At 68.8% G+C, this 21,173-nt stretch carries 16 protein-coding genes and 4 pseudogenes; 8 read left to right on the top strand and 12 right to left on the bottom strand.

The window, feature by feature from the left end; translation table 11 throughout:
• Positions 1-143 precede the first annotated feature (143 nt).
• Complete coding sequence (locus OHA03_RS01215) at positions 144-356, bottom strand: DUF397 domain-containing protein (protein WP_266999867.1); 213 nt, start codon at positions 354-356, stop codon at positions 144-146.
• Positions 353-1,215: pseudogene (locus tag OHA03_RS01220) on the bottom strand (helix-turn-helix domain-containing protein). Before OHA03_RS01220 ends, OHA03_RS01215 begins: the two are co-directional and overlap by 4 nt.
• 166 nt (positions 1,216-1,381) lie before the next feature.
• Between OHA03_RS01220 and OHA03_RS01225 the strand changes: the two are divergent.
• From OHA03_RS01225 to OHA03_RS01240, 4 genes and pseudogenes are all read left to right on the top strand, one after another.
• Positions 1,382-1,845: pseudogene (locus OHA03_RS01225) on the top strand (ATP-binding protein).
• 793 nt (positions 1,846-2,638) lie between these two features.
• Positions 2,639-2,692, top strand: a pseudogene (locus tag OHA03_RS47985) (hypothetical protein); the annotation flags it as partial.
• A gap of 46 nt (positions 2,693-2,738) precedes the next feature.
• Positions 2,739-2,903: a hypothetical protein gene (locus OHA03_RS01235; protein ID WP_266999871.1), complete on the top strand. Its 165-nt coding sequence runs from the start codon at positions 2,739-2,741 to the stop codon at positions 2,901-2,903.
• Between the two features lie 18 nt (positions 2,904-2,921).
• Positions 2,922-3,323 carry a hypothetical protein gene (locus OHA03_RS01240; protein ID WP_266999873.1) on the top strand — a complete coding sequence of 134 codons (402 nt, stop codon included), beginning with the start codon at positions 2,922-2,924 and terminating at the stop codon, positions 3,321-3,323.
• A gap of 159 nt (positions 3,324-3,482) precedes the next feature.
• Here the strand turns inward: OHA03_RS01240 and OHA03_RS01245 are convergent, their stop codons facing one another.
• A complete protein-coding gene (locus OHA03_RS01245; protein WP_266999875.1) occupies positions 3,483-4,544 on the bottom strand; it encodes an alpha/beta hydrolase in 1,062 nt (353 codons plus the stop codon).
• A 25-nt stretch (positions 4,545-4,569) separates the two neighbouring features.
• The gene (locus OHA03_RS01250) at positions 4,570-5,829 is read right to left on the bottom strand and encodes a triacylglycerol lipase (protein ID WP_266999878.1); all 1,260 of its coding nucleotides are present in this window, start codon (positions 5,827-5,829) and stop codon (positions 4,570-4,572) included.
• 558 nt (positions 5,830-6,387) lie between these two features.
• On the opposite strand from OHA03_RS01250, the gene OHA03_RS01255 reads away from it, so the two are divergent.
• On the top strand, positions 6,388-6,744 hold the full coding sequence (locus OHA03_RS01255) for a hypothetical protein (protein ID WP_323181131.1): 357 nt from the start codon (positions 6,388-6,390) through the stop codon (positions 6,742-6,744).
• Between the two features lie 528 nt (positions 6,745-7,272).
• Here the strand turns inward: OHA03_RS01255 and OHA03_RS47760 are convergent.
• Positions 7,273-7,608, bottom strand: coding sequence for a transposase (locus OHA03_RS47760; RefSeq protein WP_323181319.1), 336 nt, complete (start codon positions 7,606-7,608; stop codon positions 7,273-7,275).
• Between the two features lie 87 nt (positions 7,609-7,695).
• Between OHA03_RS47760 and OHA03_RS01270 the strand changes: the two genes are divergently transcribed.
• Positions 7,696-8,103: a hypothetical protein gene (locus OHA03_RS01270; protein WP_266999880.1), complete on the top strand. Its 408-nt coding sequence runs from the start codon at positions 7,696-7,698 to the stop codon at positions 8,101-8,103.
• Between the two features lie 5 nt (positions 8,104-8,108).
• Here the strand turns inward: OHA03_RS01270 and OHA03_RS01275 are convergent.
• The 4 genes and pseudogenes from OHA03_RS01275 to OHA03_RS01290 all read right to left on the bottom strand — a co-directional run.
• A pseudogene (locus OHA03_RS01275) lies at positions 8,109-8,261 on the bottom strand (ATP-binding protein); the annotation flags it as partial.
• 1,458 nt (positions 8,262-9,719) lie between these two features.
• On the bottom strand, positions 9,720-11,036 hold the full coding sequence (locus OHA03_RS01280; RefSeq protein WP_266999881.1) for an epoxide hydrolase family protein: 1,317 nt from the start codon (positions 11,034-11,036) through the stop codon (positions 9,720-9,722).
• A gap of 100 nt (positions 11,037-11,136) precedes the next feature.
• A complete protein-coding gene (locus tag OHA03_RS01285) occupies positions 11,137-11,349 on the bottom strand; it encodes a hypothetical protein (protein WP_266999882.1) in 213 nt (70 codons plus the stop codon).
• A gap of 240 nt (positions 11,350-11,589) precedes the next feature.
• Entirely contained in the window at positions 11,590-12,582 is a 993-nt protein-coding gene (locus tag OHA03_RS01290; RefSeq protein WP_266999883.1) for an alpha/beta fold hydrolase, read from the bottom strand.
• Between the two features lie 400 nt (positions 12,583-12,982).
• Here OHA03_RS01290 and OHA03_RS01295 point away from each other — a divergent pair, with 400 nt between their 5' ends.
• The gene (locus tag OHA03_RS01295) at positions 12,983-14,143 is read left to right on the top strand and encodes an ATP-grasp domain-containing protein (protein ID WP_266999884.1); all 1,161 of its coding nucleotides are present in this window, start codon (positions 12,983-12,985) and stop codon (positions 14,141-14,143) included.
• A 95-nt stretch (positions 14,144-14,238) separates the two neighbouring features.
• Here the strand turns inward: OHA03_RS01295 and OHA03_RS01300 are convergent, their stop codons facing one another.
• Positions 14,239-16,317 carry a sorbosone dehydrogenase family protein gene (locus OHA03_RS01300; RefSeq protein WP_266999885.1) on the bottom strand — a complete coding sequence of 693 codons (2,079 nt, stop codon included), beginning with the start codon at positions 16,315-16,317 and terminating at the stop codon, positions 14,239-14,241.
• A 98-nt stretch (positions 16,318-16,415) separates the two neighbouring features.
• Positions 16,416-17,378: a LamG-like jellyroll fold domain-containing protein gene (locus tag OHA03_RS01305; protein WP_266999886.1), complete on the bottom strand. Its 963-nt coding sequence runs from the start codon at positions 17,376-17,378 to the stop codon at positions 16,416-16,418.
• 733 nt (positions 17,379-18,111) lie between these two features.
• On the opposite strand from OHA03_RS01305, the gene OHA03_RS01310 reads away from it, so the two are divergent.
• A complete protein-coding gene (locus OHA03_RS01310; protein ID WP_266999887.1) occupies positions 18,112-18,585 on the top strand; it encodes a hypothetical protein in 474 nt (157 codons plus the stop codon).
• A gap of 93 nt (positions 18,586-18,678) precedes the next feature.
• On the opposite strand, the gene OHA03_RS01315 is transcribed toward OHA03_RS01310, so the two are convergent.
• Positions 18,679-20,760 (bottom strand): hypothetical protein, encoded by a 2,082-nt coding sequence (locus tag OHA03_RS01315; protein WP_266999888.1) that lies wholly within the window; start codon positions 20,758-20,760, stop codon positions 18,679-18,681.
• Positions 20,761-21,173 lie beyond the last annotated feature (413 nt).

Raw genomic sequence — 21,173 nt, forward strand, 5'->3', positions numbered from 1 at the left:
GAACCGCAGCGCCTGCCGCGCCGTGTGGCGGATGCTCGGCCGTAATGGGGGGAGAGGACAACGCAGCCTGACGGCCTGGGCCAGACATACGCGTGGGACCTGCCGCGGCGGTGCGTGGCAGGTCCCACGGGGTTGCGCAGGACTCAGGCAGACCGGTCGGTGGCCAGTCCGACGAACCCGGCCCACGCGTGGGGGGAGACGGTCAGGACCGGTCCGGCGGTGACCTTTGAGTCCCGGATGTGTACGGCTCCGGTGGCGTTGGCCACCTCTACGCACTCCCCGCCCTCACCACTGCTATAGCTGCTCTTGAACCACGCCGACTCCGGCACAGTCGGCACAGACTTCGGGTTGGTCATCTCTCTCCCAGCAGTTTCTCGACGAAGGTCAGCGATTCACGCGGAGTCAGCGCCTGGGCTCGAAGGATTCCGTACTGCTCCTCGATCTCCCTGACCGCCGAGCGGTCGGTGTGAAGGCTGCTGTCCCGCTGAACCTCAACGTAGGCCATCCTCCGCCCCTCGCGGCTCTCGATCAAGGTGAACGGACCGGCCAGACCGCAGTGCTCCGTGCGTTCGTTGGGCATGATCTGGATCTCCACATTGCGTCGATGCCCGTGCAGTAGGACCTGCTCAATCTGCCCTTGGAATACCGGCCAACCACCGATGGGACGTCGAAGCACCGACTCCTCAATCACGAAACTCAAGGTCGGCATCGGCCTGCGGGAGAAGATCTCCTGCCGAGCCAGTCGGGCCGCCACTCGCTGCTCGACCGTGTCCTCGTCGAGTAGCGGGCGCCGCATGCCGAACACAGCGCGTGCGTACTCCTCGGTTTGCAACAGGCCGGGGACCGCCTGGGCTGCGTACACGTGGAGCGCGACCGCTTCAGACTCCAACCGTGCCATGTCCCTGAAGAACGCCGGGTACTGCGCCCGCCCCACCTCCTCCTTCAACGCCTTGAGAACGCCCCCGGCATCCAGCACCTCGTCCGCCCGGTCGATGAACCTCGGCGGCGGGATACGCCTCCCCTGCTCGAAGGACGCGACCGACTGTCCCGCGTAGCCGACGCGCTTCCCGAACTCGGGCCGCTCCAGCCCTGCTCGAATCCGCAGCAGCTTCAACTGCCTCCCGAACGCGTCACCACACCCGATCCCGGCTCGTCCTCCGGCCGGTTCCCGGCGCCATCCTGTACGGCCTGCTCGCCCGGCTCGCCCTGTTCCATCGGTTCCGAAGAGTCCATCGGCCCCACCACCTCACCGGCCCAACGCCGCGCCCCGAACTTCGTCACGCGGCGCGCCTCGTACACACCGCACGCCGTCGCGTACAACCAACACCCGACGGTACGTCACTTCTGGTCACGCTACGCCACCGAGCGTCACCGTGGATGCATGACGAGCAAGCAGCCACTCCCCGTACGTCTCACCCGCACCGCCCAACCCCTGCTCCCCTGGCGCCACTTCACGATGCGCTTCAGTTCACCCCACGCGGCGCCCGTCTCGCCCGACGCCTGGCCGGGGAACGCCTCGACGCCTGGGGAATCCCTTACGGAAGCGACGCCCACGACGTGCTGACGCTGATCGTGGCGGAGCTCAGCGCGAACGCCGTACGCCACGGGCGCGTACCCGGCCGCGACTTCCGCCTCCGGCTCTCGGCCGAGGGCACGCCTCTGCGCGTGGAGGTCACCGACTCACGCGGCGAGAGCGTCCCGGCCCTGGCCGAACCGTCCAACGACCTGGACGGACCCCGCGGCCTCCTCCTGGTGGCCGCACTCACCGACCGCTGGGGCTGGTATCCGTGCATCGACGGGCCCGGCAAAACAGTGTGGGCCCTTCTGGACGTGGACCTGCCGTAGTCGCTCATCCACTCACGCCACCGCCCCACCCCGCCCCATCGGCCCGGAACCCCGCCCTTAGCGCCGACCGACATCACCAGGCGATCGACACGAACCGGCCGAAGGTTCCGCACGAGATGCCCGCAGGAGGACCCAGTTGCGGCGTCCTGCGAACGGCTGATCCGCTGCGCCACATGGGACACGGTCTCAGTAGCCTTGGAGTCCTTCGCCCAGCTCCGTGTCTCGCGGGCCGGTCACAGCTTGAACACCACTCCGCGCCATGTCCATCCCGCGTCGAGAACCGCGGCCCGCAGGGGACCCTTCATCTCTCCGGGCCGAAGCGGAACACCTCCGTCTTGCGCAGGCGGCCGTCGGCCCCCGCTCGACCTCCCACTTCCGGGAAACTGCGGTCACCTGTCCACGGGAGTACTCGCGCGACGCCCGCAGGCTGGGAGTGTCCCCGACCCACATGACCTCCCACTGCTCGTCGAAGGTACGGACCTCGTGCTTCTCCGGGGCCAGACGCATCCGGGTCTTGTGGTCCGGTCCAGCCGGGTACGGACGAAGAACGTGCGCAGGGCAGGCTCCAGGATCCGCCACTCCGCCACTCCGCCACTCCGCCACTCCGCCACTCCGCCACCAAGAAGTCCTACATGCGCGAGTGGTGCGAGAAGCACTCCAGTAACGCCTCGGAGGTGACCGAAGCGTTTCTGCCGGAGCTCTCCGAGGCGGTCGAGACGTACGTCGGCCTGGTCATCGAGCCGCTGATCAGTTCGCTCTCGGAGAGGACCCGGCAACCACCGAGGCTGAGGCCGATGCCTTCCTTCAGAAGGCGACGGCGCTGATGGCCAAGTACTGCATCGAGTAGGCCGCTCCAGGGCGACGAGCCGAGCTCCGAGCACCCCATCGACCGGGTGGTCGAGGTCACTGCTCCCTGGATGCGCGAGTGCAAGAGGCTCCTTGCCTGGATCGCAGGCCAGATGCGCTGCCAGTCCGTCCATCCCGGCGGGCAGGCCAACCGGCACCGGGTGCACCTGCTCGGCTTCGCCTCGAACCTTCACACCGTGGATGTTCTGTAGGCGAGCCTGCGTCTCCAGATGCTGCGCGGTGCCGACCGGGCGGATGCGGAACAGCCGTCGAGGGAGGACGCGCGCGTCTACAAGCGGTCCTGGATGCTCGGCCTCATCCGCGCGGTGACCTCCCGGACCGGCGACGCCGAACGCGCGGCCCGCGAGGACACCGAGCGCGATCGGCAGGAAACCGCGGCGGACGCCACCGTGGGCCGCGGCGTTGCCCTCGTCCTCGCCGACCGGACGGCCGCTGCCGAGGCCGAAGTTGCGCCCCGCTACCCGAAGCTGGGTAAGACACGGGCCACGCGCTACAAGGGCAGCGGCTACCGGCAGGGACACGCGGACGGAAAGCAGGCGAACGTCGGTGGCCTCTCCCTGGACGGTCTGGACAATGAGATGGACCTCGTAGGGGCGAAACTCACCGTCTGATCCCGGCTTTCGGGCCGGCCGCCGGTGCAGCATCAGCGTGCCCAGGTCTGCTCGACCGCTCCCGGCGCTCGGGTACCGGCCAGAACCCTTGGCGCCGGGATGGCGCTTAATGACCTCGACGTCGACAGAGGACCGTACGGGGTGGACGGCCCGGCCGCTTCACCGGCCCGCGGTGAGGGTGTCCAGGAGGGCGGCGGTGAACTCCTTGGGTTTGTCAATGTGTACGGCGTGGCCGGCGTCCGGGATGGCGGTTTCGCGGACAGGGCCGCCGGTGGCGGCGTAGCGATCAAGTGCGTGGCGGGTCTGGGCGACCATGGGCTGGGCGGGGCAGTGCTCGGCGCCGGGCCAGCCGGGGACGGCGCCGAGTGCACCGAGGTGGGCGAGGTCGAAGAGGGAGGTGTCGGAGACGATGAGGTCGTCGGTGCCGCGGATCCAGCCGATGGGCGGTTTGGGATCGATCCGGTGCAGGTCGTCGATGCGGAAGTGGGTGGGGGCCATGGCGTTGAGGACACCTCGGGGGCCGGGGGCGGTGCCGGGCCATTGGTCGCTGGGACGGGTGTCGCCGGGGTAGTGGTCGTCGCCGGTGCGGGTGGAGAGCATGGCGTCGACGAAAGCATCCTCAAGGGCGGGGCGGAGCGGCGGTTTGACGTAGCTGGAGGCAAGGACGGCGCGGGGTGAGAGCGGTGAGTCCTCGCTGCGGTCGCCGTCTTTGAGGCGCTGGACGAATTCGGGGTTGACGGTGCCTGCGCCGGAGCCGGCGCCGTCGGGGTGGTTGAGCCGGCCGTCGGGGCCGTGGGTGCCGCCGAAGCCGTACGGGGAAACGGGGTTGACGAGGGTGAGGCTGCGGACGGCCGCGGGTTGATCGCGGAGGTGTTGGAGAGCGATGCCGCCGCCCATGCTCCAGCCGACGAGGTGGACGCGGTCGAGCGCGAGAGTGTCACAAAGAGCAGTGAGGTCGTCGCTGAAGTCCCGGACGCCGCGGGTGGCGTCGACGGGGAGGGCGTCGGTGTCGCCGAAGCCGCGGAGGTCGACGGCAAGGGGACGGTAGGGGTGGGGCAGGTCGAGCATGGTCTGTTGCCAGAAGGTGGAGGCGGAGACGTTGCCGTGGACGAAGAGGACGGGTTCTCCGGTCCGGTCGGGGAGTTCGAGGAGGTTGAGGGTGAGCCGGGGGGTGGTGATCCGTCGAGCGCGGATGCCGGGGAGAAGTGCGGGCGAGGTCATGGTCCGTCCTTGGGAGTGGCGGGGGTCAGCCGAGCCAGGCGGCGATCTGGGCGCTGGCGGAGGAGTGCCAGCCGAGTTGGAGGTGGTTGGCGGTGGTGATAAGGGCGGTGCCGGCAACGTTGGCGATGCCGGTGCGGTCGAGGGCACTGTTCACGAAGACCACGCCGTCGCTGGGGCCGCGGTTCTCGTTGTAGATGCCGAGGACGTTGGGGGATCCACCGGCGAGAAGGTAGGTGGCGATGCTGCCGGGGATGCCTGCGTTGTGGAGTGGGGTGATCAGGGAGCCGGCGTCGATTGCGGTCTGGATGCCGCTGCCGGAGGTGTAGAAGCCCTGGCCACCGTGGTAGGTGGTGTACCAGTCCTGTTGGGTTGTGTCGATGCCGTAGGTGGCGTCCCAGCGGGCGAGCATCTGACGCTGTCCAGGGTAGACGTCGTAGCCGTCGGTGGGGGCGAAGGCGAATTCGGGGTGGGCGGTGTAGGTGCCGTAGCAGGTCATGTAGAGGTGGGGCGAGGGTGCGTTGACGCTGCCGCCACACTGGGGCCAGATGCTGAAGTCGTGGGCCCAGCCGTGGGCGTAGGGGTAGTCGTAGCCGCCGTTGGGGCCGCCGAGGGTGATGAAGCGGCGTACGTCTCCGGCGTAGGGGCGTCCCCAGGTGGGGCGCAGTGAGGAGACGTAGGCTCGTGTCGACATCTCCCCCTTGCTCCAGCCGACGAGGTCTACCTGACTGACGCCGAGCCGGTCCTTGATGGCGGTGATGGCGTCGCCGACCTGCTGGGCCTGCATCAGATTGTCGCCCTGCTTATGGGCGAAGTTGACGGCGAAGACGCGGTAGCCGCGGGCGGCGAGGTACTGCATGAGTCCGGTGCTGGGGCAGGAGGCCGTACCGCAGCCGTAGCCACCGGCTTCGCCGGGGTTCGCCCAGGCGCGGTCGGCGTTGTCGTTGGCGCCGTGGACGAGGAGGACTGGGGTCTGGCGACTACCGCTGTTCCAGCCGGGGGCGGAGTAGAGGAGGAAGCGGCCTGAGTAGGGCTGCTTGACGCCGCCGAAGAAGGTGCGTCGCTGACCGTCCTGGTCGCCACGGCCGTCCTGGGGGTACTGCTCGGCATGGAAGCCGCTGGTGGTGTCGAGGTAGCGGTCGACGCGGTCCCAGCCATTGGCGACGCTGGTGTAGGTGGCTTCGAGGCTGAGGTAGCTGGGTGGGGCGGCGTGGGCCGGTGTAGTGGGTGCTCCGAGGCTCAGCAGTGTGAGAAGCAGGCCGAGCAAAGTGCTCGTTGCTCTGCGCATCGCGGCTCTCCCGTCCGGGGGCGGACTCGGCGGTTCGAGTCCGTCACGGTAGGACGGTGCGGGGGACCTTCCCATGGGGCGGGCAGCCATAGGTGCGGGGCAAAGGAGTGTGTCGTGCCGCCATGTGCTGGGTCCCGAAACCCGGGTTTCGAGGCCCGAGTTACGGCACCGCCCTCGTCATTCTTTCGTGGGTAGGTCCCAGGGTCTTCGGCCGAGTCCTGAGCTTCGGAAACCGGGCGCCGGGACATGAGCGGCGAGACCCGGGCACCGGGATCCGAGTGCCTTCTTTGACCGGCGGGGTCATAGGGGGTGGGAAACCCCCTGACCTCCCCGACCCGTAACGGCGAGCAAGTACGACTGGACTACCACTCCGCCGCGGACACAGCCGACACCCGCACCGTCCCCGGCCCCCTCCTCCACCCCGGGTGCGGAGCGCCCCTCCCCCGCCTACCTGGCGCTGGCCCAACTCGGCCGCACAGAACCGCGCCTGGCCCTCTCCACAGCCGACTGCACGGCGCTGGAGGAGCTGACCTCGGACTGGCTGGCGCGGGGCGTGGCGTGACCCCGGACTACCTCATCCGGTCCCTCGTCGCCGGGCTGCCGGACGAGGTCAACTCACCGCTGGGCTTCGTCCGCCGCAGGCTCCGCGACAAGATGCCCCCTAGTCTGCCCGCCACTGCTGCCCCCACCGCCCAGGCTGCTCATACCCCCCGCGTGATGATGGAGTGCACCCAGTGCGGTGGCCCCGGCCGCCCGGAAGCACTCCCCGACGGCCTCTGCCGCGCCTGCCGCCGACCCGCTTCGGGGCCGGACACGCCCCCGGCCCCGATAACCGGCCACGTCACCACACCCGTCGCCGAACGTGATGTACGCGGTCTCGTCGCCGGACTTCGCGGCATGCTCAAGTCCCCCTGACCCGGCCTGATGTGGGCAAGCACAGCCCCCTGCCTGCGCCCTCAGCAGTGCACTTCGGCCCACACGCACTTGGTGCAGGCATCGAGGACCGCGCATCCCCAGCGGCTCGCGTACGCCTCGACGAGCAGCAGACCGCGCCCGGTCTCGTCCTCCGGACCGCAAGACTTCGGAGCTGTAGCCGGGGGGAGGCGCTCGGGGGGGTGTCGGTGACCTCGATACGGACGGTCTCGGGCAACAACCGCAGCGCCAGCCGGAAGTCTCGGCCCGGCAGGCGTTCATGGGCGATCGCGTCGGACGCGAGCTCTGCCGTGACGAGTGCGACGGCCTGCGCGGCAGCCGAGTCGTGTGGGACTCCGCGCCACTCGGTCAGTTGCTGTACGGCAAGATTACGAGCGAGTCGCGCACCGCGGCGGGTGCTGCTGAGCCGCAGCGTGAAACCCAGTTGCCGCGTTCTGCGAACGGCTGATCCGCTGCACCGGATGGGACACGGCCTCAGTAGCCTTGGAGTCCTCCGCCCAGCTCCGTGTCTCATAGGCCGGTCAGAGCTTGAACTCCAACACCACTCCACGCCCTGTCCATCCCGCGTCGAGGACCGCGGCCCGCAGGGGTTCCTTCATCTCTCCAGGGCCGAAGTGGAACGCATGGAAGCCGAGAACGGCCGCGGCCTGTGACCATTGCGTCCTTGGCGTCGGTCTTGCCCATCCCCCGGTAGCCGGCCGATGCCCGGTTGACCGTGAGGCCAGGTATGTAGACGACCTGCTGGCCGTGGTTGAGCAGGATGTTGGTCCACAAGGCGGCCATGCCGTCGGCGACGTCGACCGCCCAAACCACGTCTTCGCTCACGGTCAGCACGTCGGTGAGCAGGGCCTGTCAACGCTCTCGCAGAATTGACCCCGCACCAGTCCCGCAGAATTGACCCCCTGGGGTCGGTTCGGGCCTGTCCGCGGGCTCGTGCGCGAGGTGAAGCTCGTCTGCCCGATACTGTCCGGCGTGGACTTCACCTCTGGCGGGACGGACGGGCCGCGTCTTGACGCAGCCGCCGTGGCTCAGCTTGATCTTGGCAGCAACGTCTGGGGATCTCTGACCGGGACAGTCAGCGCCCAAAGTACGGCTGAGCTGTTCTTCCGCGCCGGCTGGCGGGTCCGTCGATCGAGCTGGACCGAGTTCCAGGTCGAGAACGAGTGCGCGGAACTTGAGCTGGCTCCGCTAGAACCCGTCGTGTTTAGCGGGTTCGTGGATCCCAATCGCATCACTGACCTGCTGGGGGGACTGAGCGGGATGGGCTTGTCCTTCAGCGTCGAATTCGAAGACCCCGAAGGGCGAGAGCACATCTTTCGGTCGGCCGACCAGCGCGACTGACAGGCTCAGTCGTGGTGAGCCCGGTTGTCCTTCGCCAGGAGCTCGCGTCGCTGGCGAGTCCGGTAGGAGTCGCCGGTCAGGGTGAGGACCTCGGCGTGGTGGACCAGGCGGTCGATCATCGCGGCCGCGACGACGTCGTCGGAGAAGGTTTCTCCCCAGCGCCCGAAGGGCCACGGTTCCTCCGCTCAATCGATGTGTCCCGTTCTCCCAGACGACCTCGCGAGCGTGGCCCTACTCAGCGATGCACCCACAGGGGCCCGCAGCTCCTAATCAGCGGCCGAGTCGTCGTGAGGCGCCAGGCGGCCAGGTGACGTGAACCATCGACGGCAACCCAATCAGAGCCATACCCGGTGCCTCTGGATCCCAGGACCATACGATCGGCCCGTCCGACCCACCAACAACGTAGGACTCGATCAAGTTCATTAGCGACGTGCGTCGTGGTCACGGAGCCACTGGACCTGGTCCAGGACCCACTGACGACGAGCATCGTCTTCGCTTACCCAGTAACCGCCGCGGTCACCGTGGTGGTGGACCCAGTAGCGATGTCCATCTCGGTGGTGTACCCAATAACCACGACCATCGCCGTGGTGCTCGCCCCAACCCTGACCCCAGCGACCGGACCAGCCCTCGTGGTGGGCGTCTGCGGACCACTGAGAAACGACGGCGGGCCGGTCGGCAGTCGCGGGAGTCGCCGCCGAGGCGGAACCGCCGGTGGCGAGGAGTCCTGCCGCCGCGATTGCTGCAGAGGCCACTGCAACGGCAGCCCGACGCGCCAACGTGTATCCCATGATCTTTCCTCCTTGCTTGCCCCGTGACCTGCAAGATCAGAGCCGCGGGCTGCCTTTGATCAGGCACTTGCGACACTACGCCGAGATAGTTGAACAGAAAACTATTTTGCCTGTGAGGAGGGCCACGGTCCGAAAAAGTAGTTGCGTCGGAATATTTCAACGGCTCGCACGAGTGCGCTGGCGGGAGCTCGGCTCCCCACGGAGGCGGTGAGCGCGTGGGCGAGAGCGAGCCCTGAGGACGCGGGCGTCGCGGTCGTTCCCGCAGGGGCTGATGTCGAGCAGTGCGCCGCGGCCTGAGCAGCTCTCCACGGGAGGTCCGGTGGCTCCTACATCAAGACCCCGGACGCGTGTGGTACTCGAGAGCTGTGGGAAAGTTCCGGCACTCCCAAGTACCACTGAGTCTGCGCTCTGCCGGAGCCGGTGCACTGTCCCCAAGGATTCCGGTCGCATCGGCGCGAACATGCGCCTACCACGGCCGCTACTGCGGACGTCTTCTGCGGGTCCTTCTACATATCCGGCGTGGTCGCTGCCCGATGCCGCCCCGCCTCGAAGGCGTACCACGAGCGCAAACGAGCTGAAGGAAGGTCACAGGCAGGCCGTCATCGCCCTCGCCGCCGCCGCTTGATCACCGTGCCGTCGAGCCCCATCGTGCGAGGCCGATCCACTTGCAGCGAGTCACCGGCCGGGCTTGACGACTCCATCGGGAATCGCTGCAGGCCCCGCCAACACGTGACCGGAACCGAACCGTGAAATGGCTTGGACGGACGAGCGAATACCGGCCCCCGGTCCGCCCACCGACCCGCAGCTGGATCGAATCCGACCAGAAGGTCACTTCCCGACCGACGTCTGCGCATCGGGGCGTAGTGACCTGAATGCGGACCTTAGTTCGTTGGTAAAGATATCCGGCACTTCCCACGCGGCGAAGTGACCACCGTTGTGGACCTTGTTGAAGTAGATGAGCTTGTGGTAGCTGCGCTTCGTCCAACTCAGCGGCGCCTGGTAAATCTCGCCAGGAAATACCGTGACGGCGGCCGGGATGGAAACCGAAACGGCATTGAAATTGTTGGCGTTGTTCTCCCAGTAGAGGCGAGAGGAAGAAACCGCGGTGTTTGTGACCCAGTAAAGCGTGATGTCGTCGAGCATCTCGTCTTTGGTGAGCACTCGCTCGGGATGGCCGTTGCTGTACGTCCATGCGGCGAACTTGTCGTACATCCAGGCGGCCAGCCCAACTGGCGAGTCCGACAACCCGTATCCCACGGTCTGGGGACGGGTAACCATCATGGCGGAGTAGCCGGAGCCCGTCTTGTAAAAGGCCGCGAGCTTATTGTAGGCCCGCTTCTCCTCGACGGACAGGCCGGCCGGGGCCGGGTCACCACAGCTGAGTTTCTTCGCGATGTCCGCAGGCACAGTGGCCGGAAAATTGACGTGGATGCCGAGCAAGCCCACAGGTTGCTGTATCGCCATCTTGTCCGAGATTACCGCCCCCCAGTCGCCGCCCTGGGAAACGTAGTGCTCGTATCCCAGGCGCTCCATCAGTACGGCCCAGGCGCGCGCAATGCGGTCGGGACCCCACCCGGTAGTCGTCGGTCTTTGCGAAAAACCGTAGCCCGGCATCGACGGTATGACGAGGTGAAAGGCATCGTCCGCACGTCCACCATGGGCGGTAGGATTCGTGAGCGGGTCGATCACCTTGAGGAATTCCAGAATGGATCCCGGCCAGCCGTGAGTCAAGATCATCGGCAAAGCGTTCGAATGACGGGAGCGGATGTGGATGAAATGAATATCAAGCCCGTCGATCTTGGTCAGGAACTGCGGCAAGGAATTCAGCTTTGCCTCGATCCTCCGCCAGTTGTAGGCCGCACTCCAGTAGCGTGTGAGTTCTTTGATGGTCGCCAACTGGACGCCCTGTGACTGATCCCGGACAGTCTCTCGGTCGGGCCACCGCGTCGAAATGATCCGCCGACGAAGATCAGCGAGAACTCGCTCCGGAACATCGACACGGAATGGCCGGATACTCTCGCTTCCGTTCACGCCGACCGACCTCTCGGACAGCAGGTCGAAAGCCCCCGTGGTTGCCGCGGTCGTCGCAGCGGCCGAGGCGAGAAGCAACCGTCGTCGCGAGAGCCATTGGGACGCCTCGGGCATGAATATCTCCTTGGGTCATTTCCACATTTTCGGGCGACCAGATTTATCGTCGCCGACAGTCGAAACCCGACACGGAATCCCCTGCGACCCGGCGAACTATTCAACCCGGATTCGAGTCGGAAACAGGCGGCATCGAGACGTCGATATCCACATTCGGGACATTGCGACCGAATGTCACGTTATTCACCTTCATATGAACTCGCAACTCGGAGCCGGACAGCGCGGCCTGGCAGTCGCGGGCGAACTGTGGACCGTCTCGCCGTTCGTCTCCATCACCCGCCACGGCACGCAGATCGCATCGGTCGGCACTCACGCGACCGGCACCGCACGGGCGACGAACGCCGCATCACCCGCGGCCGATTCGCCCGCTACTGAACGGGCGGCGCGGCCACGGCACACGCGGAGGAACACCAGGGGGCGTTGCAGGTCTTGGTGGAGAGCCACGCCACCTCGCCCCGTTCCGACAACTCGACGGCTGGGTGGGGAATTCGGCGCCACGCATCTTCCCGGAGGGTACGAGAGCGGGGCGCCGCCACGCGGAGCCCGCCACCCCTCACGTGGCGCTGCGCTCACTCGCCTCGCGCAGATCGCGCTCCACGGCGCGGTGGTACGCGGAGTCCAGCTCCCCCGCCGCGCTGGCAGGCCGCCCCACCCGCAGCAGTTCCCGCCACCGTTCCTGGCTCCAGTCGGCCGGGGCCGTGGTGCGCACGAAGTCCTCGACCAGGGCGCGGAAGCGTGCGGGGTCGCTGTGGAAGGGGAAGTGGCCGGCACCATGGAAGATCTCCAGGCGGCTGCCGGGCATCGCCGCGTGCGCGCGGTAGGCGTGCCGGACCGGCACCACGCTGTCCCGCGATCCCCACAGCAGCAGCGTGGGCATGCCCTCCGCCAGGTAGCAGCGGTCGAGCATGGTCACCACCTGGCCCTGCCAATCGACCACCGACCGCAGGGTGCTGATGAACGCGCTGCGCGACGTGGCGTCGGGAAGGGCGTCCACCACGTTGAGCAGCTCTGCGGCATCCTGGCCCAGGTCGGTGTCGAGAAGCTTGGTCAGTCGGGTGAAGAGGTCGACCTGGCTGCGCATGCCGGGCAGTCTCAGCGCGGACAGCATGAGGTCTGCGCCCGGCAGCGACACCGCCCGCAGGACAGGGTTGACCTCGCGCCCCACACCGCCCGTGCTCACCAGGATCAGGCGGTCGGTCCGCTCGGGGAACTGGTACGCGAACTGCATGGCCACGCCACCGCCAAGCGAGTGACCGACCAGGGTGGCACGCTCGATGTCCAGCACCCCCAGCAGGTCGCGGATGCCGTTCGCGTATGCCGCCACCGAGTAGTCGGCCCGTGGCTTGTCGGAGGCCCCGTGGCCCAGGAGGTCGGGGGCGATGACGGTGTAGCTGCGCGCCAGGTCGGGGATCAGATCCGCCCAGGTCGCGGAGGAGTCACCGATGCCGTGGATGAGCAGGATCACGGGACCCTCTCCGGCGATCCGGTACGCGCGGCGGTAGCCGTGCACCACGTGGTGGCGCAGCGGTACGTCCTGCCCCGACACCGAGCGCAGGCGGCCCGCTCGGGACGGGCTCGGTTCAGGTTCTGGGGCGCCGACCACAGGCTCGTCTCCCGTCTGCTTGTCCCCGTTTCCTCGCTTCCTCCTCGAGCGTAGGGCTTCCGGCGCACAGGGGATTTCCGGGACGTTTCAGGCAGTGCGCGTCCGTTCGGCGAATTCGACCGGGCGGAAACTGGAAGGGCTCCCGTCGAATCGGCATGGAACCACGTGCCCGCGAATTCCGTAACACGGACGTAGCAGTCGGGTGGCTCTGCGCGCCCTATGATCACCCCCAGCACACCCGCCGCCGGCTCCCCTTCACCTGCCGCGGTTTTGTGCTTCTCCCTCTCCCTGACCGGGCACGGCCGTGCGCCGTCATGCCCGCGACCCCTGGAAGGCGGCCTGAATGGCTTCTCCCGTACGCGTCTGGCTCAACCGCACGTACGCGGAGAACGTGTTCTTCATGGATCAGCTGCGGGAGAATCCCCAGCGCCGTCCCGTGGAGATCCATGCCACGCACGGCGACCCCGACTCCCCCGTCCTCGCGGCCGCCGACACCGCGGCGCTCGAACCGGAGGGCCTGTCCCCCGCCGCGTACCTCGAATACGCGCTGGCGCAGTGCGTCCGGCACGCCATCGACGTGTTCGTCCCGGTCCTCCACCAGGCGACCGTGGCCGCGCACCGCGAGGAGTTCGCCGCGCTCGGGACCGCCCTGCTCACGCCGCCCGCCGAGGCCGTCACCACGTTCCAGGACAAGGCGCGTGCGTACGAGAAGGTGCAGGAGATCGGTGTCGCGGTGCCGCCGTGGTGGCGGGTGCGCACGGAGGAACAACTCCTCACCGCTGTCGACGCGTTGGAGGAAGCAGGCGACAAGGCATGCTTCAAACCGGCGGCGGGAGCGGGCGGTGTCGGCTTCCGCATCATCACGCGGACCCCGTTCTCGCTGCTCCACCTCGGCGGCTTCCCGAGCCCGTACGTCCCCCTGCAGCTGGTCGTCGAAGCCCTGCGCCGCACCGAACGCCGCGTCGACTGGCTCGTCATGCCCCGCCTGGACGAGCCGGAGGTCTCCGTCGACTGCCTCACCGGCGCCGACGGGCGGGTCAGGATGGCCGTGGGGCGCACGAAGAACGGACGCCGGCGCGGCTTCACGCTCGACCCTTCATGGACCGGACCGGCCCGCCGCATCGCGGAGACGTTCGGACTACATCACCTGACTAACATTCAGTTCCGGTTGTACGAAGGCGAACCGGTCCTGCTCGACGTCAACACCCGCCCCGCGGGCGGCCTCCACCAGCTCTCCCAGTGCGGCCTGAACGCCCCCTGGGCCGCCGTGCGGCTCGCACTCGGCGAGGAACCGGGCGACCTCGAGCCGCGGTTCCTCGGTCCTGACTACGCGGTCGTGGCGGGACCGCGCCCGCTCCAGCCGACAGCACTGCCGCAGCAGCGGACCGACTCCCCGGTGCTGCATCCCACAGCCCCGACCATGCCCACTCCCTCGCCGGCGACCTCGCCCACCCCCGCGCCCTCCGAGGCCGAGCATGCCGACGCGGCGTTGCCGATCAGCTGAGGGACTCTTGACCTCCTGTCCGCGTGTGCCGTTGAGTCTCGGTCTTTCGTGACGGTGCGGGAGCGGGCCGACGGTCTCGGCCCGCTCCCGCGTGGTCAGTCGTCGGCCCGCGTGCCCGTCACCTTCAGGTGACGGACGCGGCCCGCGTTGTCGAAGGATCCGAAGCCCACCCGGCCCGAGGCGAAGACCGGATCGGTGGCCGTGATCAGCGGGTTGCGGCTGCCGTCCAGGTAGACGGCGGTCTCACCGGTGTCGGCGCAGTGGGTGAGCCGCACCTTGTGCCATCCGTCGTCCTTGATCGCCGGAGGCGCGCCGTAGGTTCCGTTCCACTGGTCGTCGATGCGCAGCCGGTCGGCGTCGTTGACGGTGAACAGACCGTTGTGCGGGTAGATGGTGTTGTCGCTCGACAGGTGTGCGTACTGGAACCGGGTGTCCGACTGATAGTCCCAGATGAGGATGACGTCACGGTTGGTGATCTCGACGGGGGTGTCGATCCGCACCTCCGCCTCGACGGTGACGGAGGAGTAGCGCGGGCCCGCGGTCAGGACGGCGTATTCGAAGGGGCGGCGCGGTCCCGGGCGGGCGACGCCCGGCTCGGTCATGATCGTCTCCCGTGTGGTGTACGCCCACTTGGCCGGGGTGACCGGCGCCCAGTTGTCGGGCCCGGTGGTGTGGGTGGTGGGGGTGTTACCCACCTCGCAGTCGGCGAAGGTGCGGGTCCCGGTCACCTTCCAGACCTTGCCGTTGGCCTTCGAGACGATGTACAGGCCGCCGCTGCGGTCGGAGCCGAAGCGCAGGTCGACACGCTGGTCACCGGCGAGGTCGCGCATGGTGACCGTCTTCCCGGTGGACTTGTCGAAGAGCATCAGCTGTTCGAGCGGCGCGAGTTCACCTCCGCGGTGCATGTCGCGGGTGTCCGCGGCCAGGATCCGGCCGTCCACGAGGTCGCCGAAGATGTACTTTCCGCGCAGCGCCGGCGCGTCCTTGCCGCGGTAGACGGAGCCTCCGGCGATGGCGCGGCCCACATCGGACCGGCAGTTCCAGTCGGGTCCCGGGTCGTGGTCGTAGGCGGCGACCGGATAGGTGTAGCGGTACTGGGCGTCGTCGGCAGGGAGGGGAAGGATGCGGGCGCACGGGTCGGTGGCCTTCTTGTCGAACACGAAGGGGCCCTCGCGCTCGCTCCAGCCGAAGTTGTCACCGGCCTTGACCTCGTACACCGACTCGATGGCGTGCTCGCCGATGTGGCCGAGATACATGCGGTGGCTGCCGCCCGCGTCCCAGCTGAAGCGGTGCGGGTCCCGCATGCCTATGGCGTAGATCTCCCCGAGCGCACCGGGCTCGCCGACGAACGGGTTGGACGCGGGGATGCCGTACCGGCCGTTGGCGCTGTCACGGCCCGCGGGGTCGATCCGCAGAAGTTTGCCGTGCGGGAGCGTCAGGTTCTGCGGCTCGCTGTTGCCGACGCCCTGCCCTCCGTCGCCCACCGCGAGGTAGAGGAGCCCGTAGTCCTCGTCGTGAGGCTTTGCCGTCGGGTTGAAGTCGATCTGCTGAATGCCGTGGACCTGGCCGGTGAAGCCGATACGCAGCACCTCGCGATGGGTGCCGTGGAAGACGGCCGCGGAGGGGTCGTCGGCGGTCCACTCGGTGATGATGCCGTGATAGGTGAGGGTGCCGGCCTGCCGGTAGTCGGGAGTCTCGGTGGCCTGCGAGGCGAGCTCGGTGTGGATGGTGTAGAAGCGCCCGTTCGATCCGAACTCCGGGTGGAACGCGGCATACCCGAAGCCCTGGCCGAGACCGCGGCCCGAGAAGAAGTGCGGGAATGCCGCCTTGACGTCCAGGTAGGGGTGCGGGGTGCCCCCGGAGGTTCGCGTCGCGGTGCCGGGGTCGGTGAGGTACAGAGTGCCGTTGAGGTCGGGGGTCGCCATCCGGCCGGAGCCGTCGGGGAGTTCATTGATGGTGTTGATCCGGGCGTGGCGCATCAGGCGCGGGTCCGTCGGCGCCGGCACGGGTTCCGACTTGGGGAACTGTGCGAACTCCTGCAGGACGAGACCCGTCCTGGACTGGACGGGCTTCTGCGGAATGGGGTCGGTCAGGGCGGCTGTCGCCGCGGCGGGCTCGTCGGCATGGGAGGGCGCGGCGAGACCGCCCAGGGCGAGGGCTGCGCTGACGGCCACGGCCGCCCAGTACCTTCGGTATGTACGTCGTGACGCCATGCGGGTCCCTTCGAGCTGGCGTGACAAGTAGGGAAAGGACGATCCGGGAACGAGACAGGTCAGTGGCCCCGCGTCATGCGCCGGTACTCCGCCGCCACCGTTCCGGCCGGCACCGGGCGGTCCAGGAACAGGAGGTCGTCCATGCGGCAGTCGCAGGCGTTGTTCTCCCGGGTGTTCTGGGGGAAGCTGCCGCCGATCTTGATGCCGCGGGGATCGGTGGGCGAGGCACGGTGGGGCGCCGGCGTGGTGGCGAGTTCCCAGGGGTCGCCCGGCGTGACGTAGAAGCCGTCCAGGGGCTTGCCGTCGCGGTAGAGGGCGAGGGTGCCGTCACGGAAGTCGAACGTCGCGGCCAGGTGGACCCATTCACCGCGGGGCAGCAGTTCTTCCCAGGGTGCGGCGGCGGCGAAAGTCTGGGAGGCGCCGCTGTCCAGGCGTCTTCCCAGCGCGACCAGTTTCAACTCACCGTTGACCTGGATGAGTTCGAGCAGCGCGCGCACCGCGTGACCGTCGGAGGTTCCGGACAGTACCCCGGCCAGCCCGATCGCGTTGTAACGGTCGCTCGGGTTGGCCGTGTTGGAGTTGAGGGCGGGATTGTCGCCCGTCATCTTGAACCAGCCCATGACGGTGGCGCCACGGGCACTGCGGAAGGCGTCGAGGGACGACATGCCCTCGGCGTCCCAGGTCCCGGCCTTCCAGTCGTCGTTGCCCGCAGTGGCCGGGTTCTGCTGGCGCACCTGCAGGGCGGGCGAAGCACCCGGGTAGGCCTCGTCGGTCACGCGCATCGCGGAACCGCCGTTGATCAGGCTGAGCGCGGTGCCGGAGCGTCCGATGTCGCGCTCGCGACCGGGGTCGGCGGGGTCCGGGTGCCCGAAGTCGTACGCCGCCACGGCCTGGGCTCGCAGCGGAGTGTGGAGGGTTGAGGGGCGGGCCGCCTGGGCCGGAATCGTGGCGGCGGCGAGCGAGGCGGTCGCGGCGAGCGCGGCGACGGCGAGTGAGTAGCGTCTGGTGCGGGGCGGTGTCATACAGCCTCCGAGCGGCAGCGAATGGGCAGTCGACCGGGGTCTCCCGGGTGGCAGAAAGCGCTTTCGTCCGCGTGCAGGGACCATGTAACTCCTTCGCCGCGAGCCTGACAATGGGCGTGTGCTCGCCAATTTCTTGGGCGTTCTTCGGCGGCAGCGCGGACCTCCTCGCGGACAAGGACGCAGACCGCGGGCGGCCCATCGGGGCTCGGACGCCACCGGTTCACGGCGGTCTGCGAGCACTTCGCTCCGAGTCCGAGCGGGTACGGCGGGTGCGTGACGCAGTCCGGTGGGCCACCGCACAGGCGCCGGTTCACCCACCGGCCTGCATCGCTCTGCGGCCTCAAGCCAGCGCGGAAACACGCCAGTTGCCCGAGGTCCCGACGCCGGCCGCTCCCTCGCCGTTGACCTCGCACTCGCCCCCACCGGCGATCGCGCCCGCAGGACCCGAGCGGGCTACGCGGTCGTCGCGGGTCCGCGCACGCTGCGCCCGGTGGCACTGCCGCAGCAGCGGACGGACTCCCCCTCCGCCGCTACGGCAGCGACCGCCGCTGTCCCCCTCTGAAGTCCCCCTGCGGCATCTCAGCGGGGACACCTCAGGGGCTTCCCCCAGGGGACGGCTGGGGGTTACCCCCCAATGAAGTCGGGGATTAACCCGGTCGCTCGGACGACGCCCGGTCCGTAGGTTCTGGGGTGGAATCGGAACACCGTTCCACTCACCCTACGGAGGCCCCTCGTGCCCGCCCCTTCGTGTCCGCAGACGCGCACTCCTCATCCGCTCGTCGCGGCCTTCGTGCGGTTCGTCGTGTGTGGTGGCGGTGTCGGGCTGGCGTCCAGCGGGGTACTCGTACTGCTCAACGACCGGATCCCGATGGCCATTGCCAACGCGCTGGTCACCGTCGTCTCCACGGTCATCGCCACCGAATTGCACGGGCGGTTCTCCTTCCGGAGCGGGCGGAAGGGGTGGGGGGTCCACCTTCAGTCCGGGGTGACCGTCGCCGTGAGCTACGCGTTCACGACAGGGGCGCTGTTCTGCCTGTACGCCGTCCGGTCCGAGCCCTCGGCGCTGGTCGAGCAGACGGTCTATCTGTCGGCGTCCGCCCTGGCGGGGATCGGACGGTTCGCGCTCCTGCGGGTTGTCGTCTTCGCCGACCGGACCCCCGCGCCCGACGCGTCGCTCAGCAAGGCTGCGGTGGCGATGGCTGCGTGAGGTCGCTGCCTTCCGGAATCGTGGAGTGCGTCGCGGCGTAATTGGCTCCCGGCCCGCGGCCTTCGCTGAATCCTCGCCTCGATCTCAGCGGCGTCAGTGCCGCCGCCTGCCGCCCCTGCCCCTGCCGCTTGCGCCCGGTCGGCGCCGCTGATGGCTGCGGCCGAGATGCGCGGCCGGCCGCCGACGGGCCTGCTCGGCAACCGTCCTCAGATCCGCCAGACCCGCCTGGTCGGGGTGACCGGATGCGAGAGCGGCCTCAAGAGCCTTATGGGCAGAGAGTTCCTGGCCGCCCAGGATTTCGAGCAAGCCTTCGGGGCCCGCTGTCTCCAGGAGCTGGAGCAGACTCTCGGCGACCATGACGAGGCTCTCGGGCTCGTTGAGGTCCTCGGCACCGAGGACCTCCCGGCGCACCAGCACACTCAGGGCAGTGGGGCCGAGGAGCGGGTCGCCGCGCAGGCCGCGCAGCAGGGCCTCGCCGTCCGGGTACGCGTCGACGAGTGCGTCCAGCATGGCTTCGGCGCGGGTACGGAACGGGGTCGCGCGCACCGCGTCGGTCAGCTTCTGCAGCGCCTCGGCAGAGCTCTCCTGGGCGGCGACCCAGGCAGCGAGTTCGGTGCGGGCGGCGTCCGGGTCGTAGTGCTCGGCGATGACACCGAGAAGCCCGGCGGCGGGGGCGTGGGCGAGTTCGCCGACGCGCGGGGCATCACGCCCCTCGGCGAGCAGCCGACGGCGTACGGAGTCGTGGCCGAGGGCGGTGAGCCGGATCAACTCGACGGGTCCGTCGGTCAGTTCCGCCCGCTGCTCCTTGCTCCGCTCTGCGGCATCCTCGCTCTCACCGTGTCCACCGGCGACGACGCCGAAGAGCTCGGCCAGCTCCGGCGGCATCCCGGCGGGCGGCAGCACGGACTCCTCGAGCGGTATGTCGAGGAAGACCGGGTCGGCCATGCCCTCGTGCCGCTTGATCGCGCCAAGGTCCTCCAGCACGTCCAATGCGGTGCGCAGATCACGGTCCGCATGTGCGAGTTCCAACTGCCAGGCGTAGTACCCGGTCAGGTCGTACTCGGTGCGGTAGCTCAGGTGCAGCGAGTCGCGCAACCGGGGCCAGGGCATGGCGTGCGGCAGGCTGTAGAGGGTGTTGAGAACATCCGGCACGATGTCCTCGAAGCTGACGAAGAGCATCGACCCGACGTGTCGGCCGCCGCGGGAGCCCAGGAGTGGCACGCGCAGCTCGGAGAAGGTCTCGAAGGCGTGCCGCCACAGCGCGAGCGGGTCCTTGAGCAGGGGCTGCGCCTTGGCGACCGCGTACAGCCGCCCCTTGACCACCCGTACCAGCCGGGCCTTCTTCGCCCATTCGACCGCAAGCCCGAGCCGCGGCAGCTGCGTGGAGGAGCGCACCTTGTCCACCGCGTCGCCTGTCCCCAGCTCGGCGACGAGGGCGCGCGCGTCCGCCATTCGCAAGTTGCCCGTGGCGGTGAGCGCGCGCCCCTCAGGGCCCGCCCAGTCGGCGATCCCTCGCAGCCACCGCAGCGCGCGGGACGTCTCGGCGCGTGCACGCAGCTCCTTCTCCGCGGGCAGCAGGACCGGCAGCTGCGGTTCGGCGCGTGTCACGGCTGCCGGGCCGCGCGTCAGGTGGTTGCGCAACACCTCGTCCAGTACGTCCTGGTCGTACGGCACCTCGCCTTGCTGAGCCTGCTCCACGAAGCTTTCAAGCGCCGCCGGATCCTGGACATCGACCCCCTGCTCGGCTGCGGTGACCGCCCAGAACTTCGCCATCCCCCAGCGGCCGCGGTCAGCCATGGCGGGTGCGTACTTCGGTGCGAGGGTCTCGATCGCAGCAAGGTTGTCGGCCGACGAGGCCCCGCGCGGGTCGCTGAGGCCCATCGCATCGAGGTAGCGCAGCAGGGCCGCAAGTGTGCCGGGCGCATCCGCCGGCTCTTCGCCGGGCAGCACGGTGGCCGTGCGCGGCAGCCAGTCCAGCAGATACTCCTCGATGTGCCGGGGCTCCCACAGCCCCAGACGCCCGTCGCAGGTACCTCGGTGGCGATAATCGAACGCCGTCTCGACGAAGAACGGGTCCACGCTCTCGCCCCGCTCGCGTGCCCACTGACCCATCCGGCGGATCAGCAGCGAACACGCCGCCTCGTATTCCTCGGTCTCCTCGGGCGCGAAGAACATCCTCATCACACCGGCCCTGCCTGTCCTGTCGTACGGCCGCGGTCCCACAGCATGCCAACGGCCCCGGGCCCGATGGAGATCACGGTTCCGCGGGACCAGGCGTCACTATTGAACCGTAACCGGTCCGCCGGTGGCCGCAGATGCTGACAGGGTGGAGGAGATGATTCTGCACTGTCGGCAACGCGTCCCCGTTGGGTTCAGGGCGCTGCGAAAAGTGCGGGAAGCGGGAGCGAGGACTGGGCCCCAGGTGAGAATGCGCCGCCGGGCGAGAGCGCCCCACGGGTCGCAGCGGCCGGTGGGTCCCGACGACCGTAACGGCGTCGGGCGGCGAGCGCGTGCCCGTCGCCGTGTCGATTCCGCTCTTCGCCGCCGCCTCCCCGCACCGTGCGACGGCAGCCGGCGCACCATGCGCC

The organism is Streptomyces sp. NBC_00154, from assembly GCF_026342835.1.
Classification (GTDB): Bacteria; Actinomycetota; Actinomycetes; order Streptomycetales; family Streptomycetaceae; genus Streptomyces.

What these genes read in the sequence shown, in the direction of transcription:
- OHA03_RS01295 (WP_266999884.1), top strand. Translation starts at nt 12,983, where the DNA reads ATGGCTTCTCCCGTACGCGTCTGGCTCAACCGCACGTACGCGGAGAAC.
- OHA03_RS01240 (WP_266999873.1), top strand. Translation starts at nt 2,922, where the DNA reads ATGCTGCGCGGTGCCGACCGGGCGGATGCGGAACAGCCGTCGAGGGAG.
- OHA03_RS01250 (WP_266999878.1), bottom strand. Translation starts at nt 5,829, where the DNA reads ATGCGCAGAGCAACGAGCACTTTGCTCGGCCTGCTTCTCACACTGCTG.
- OHA03_RS01305 (WP_266999886.1), bottom strand. Translation starts at nt 17,378, where the DNA reads ATGACACCGCCCCGCACCAGACGCTACTCACTCGCCGTCGCCGCGCTC.
- OHA03_RS01280 (WP_266999881.1), bottom strand. Translation starts at nt 11,036, where the DNA reads ATGCCCGAGGCGTCCCAATGGCTCTCGCGACGACGGTTGCTTCTCGCC.
- OHA03_RS01245 (WP_266999875.1), bottom strand. Translation starts at nt 4,544, where the DNA reads ATGACCTCGCCCGCACTTCTCCCCGGCATCCGCGCTCGACGGATCACC.
- OHA03_RS01215 (WP_266999867.1), bottom strand. Translation starts at nt 356, where the DNA reads ATGACCAACCCGAAGTCTGTGCCGACTGTGCCGGAGTCGGCGTGGTTC.
- OHA03_RS01315 (WP_266999888.1), bottom strand. Translation starts at nt 20,760, where the DNA reads ATGTTCTTCGCGCCCGAGGAGACCGAGGAATACGAGGCGGCGTGTTCG.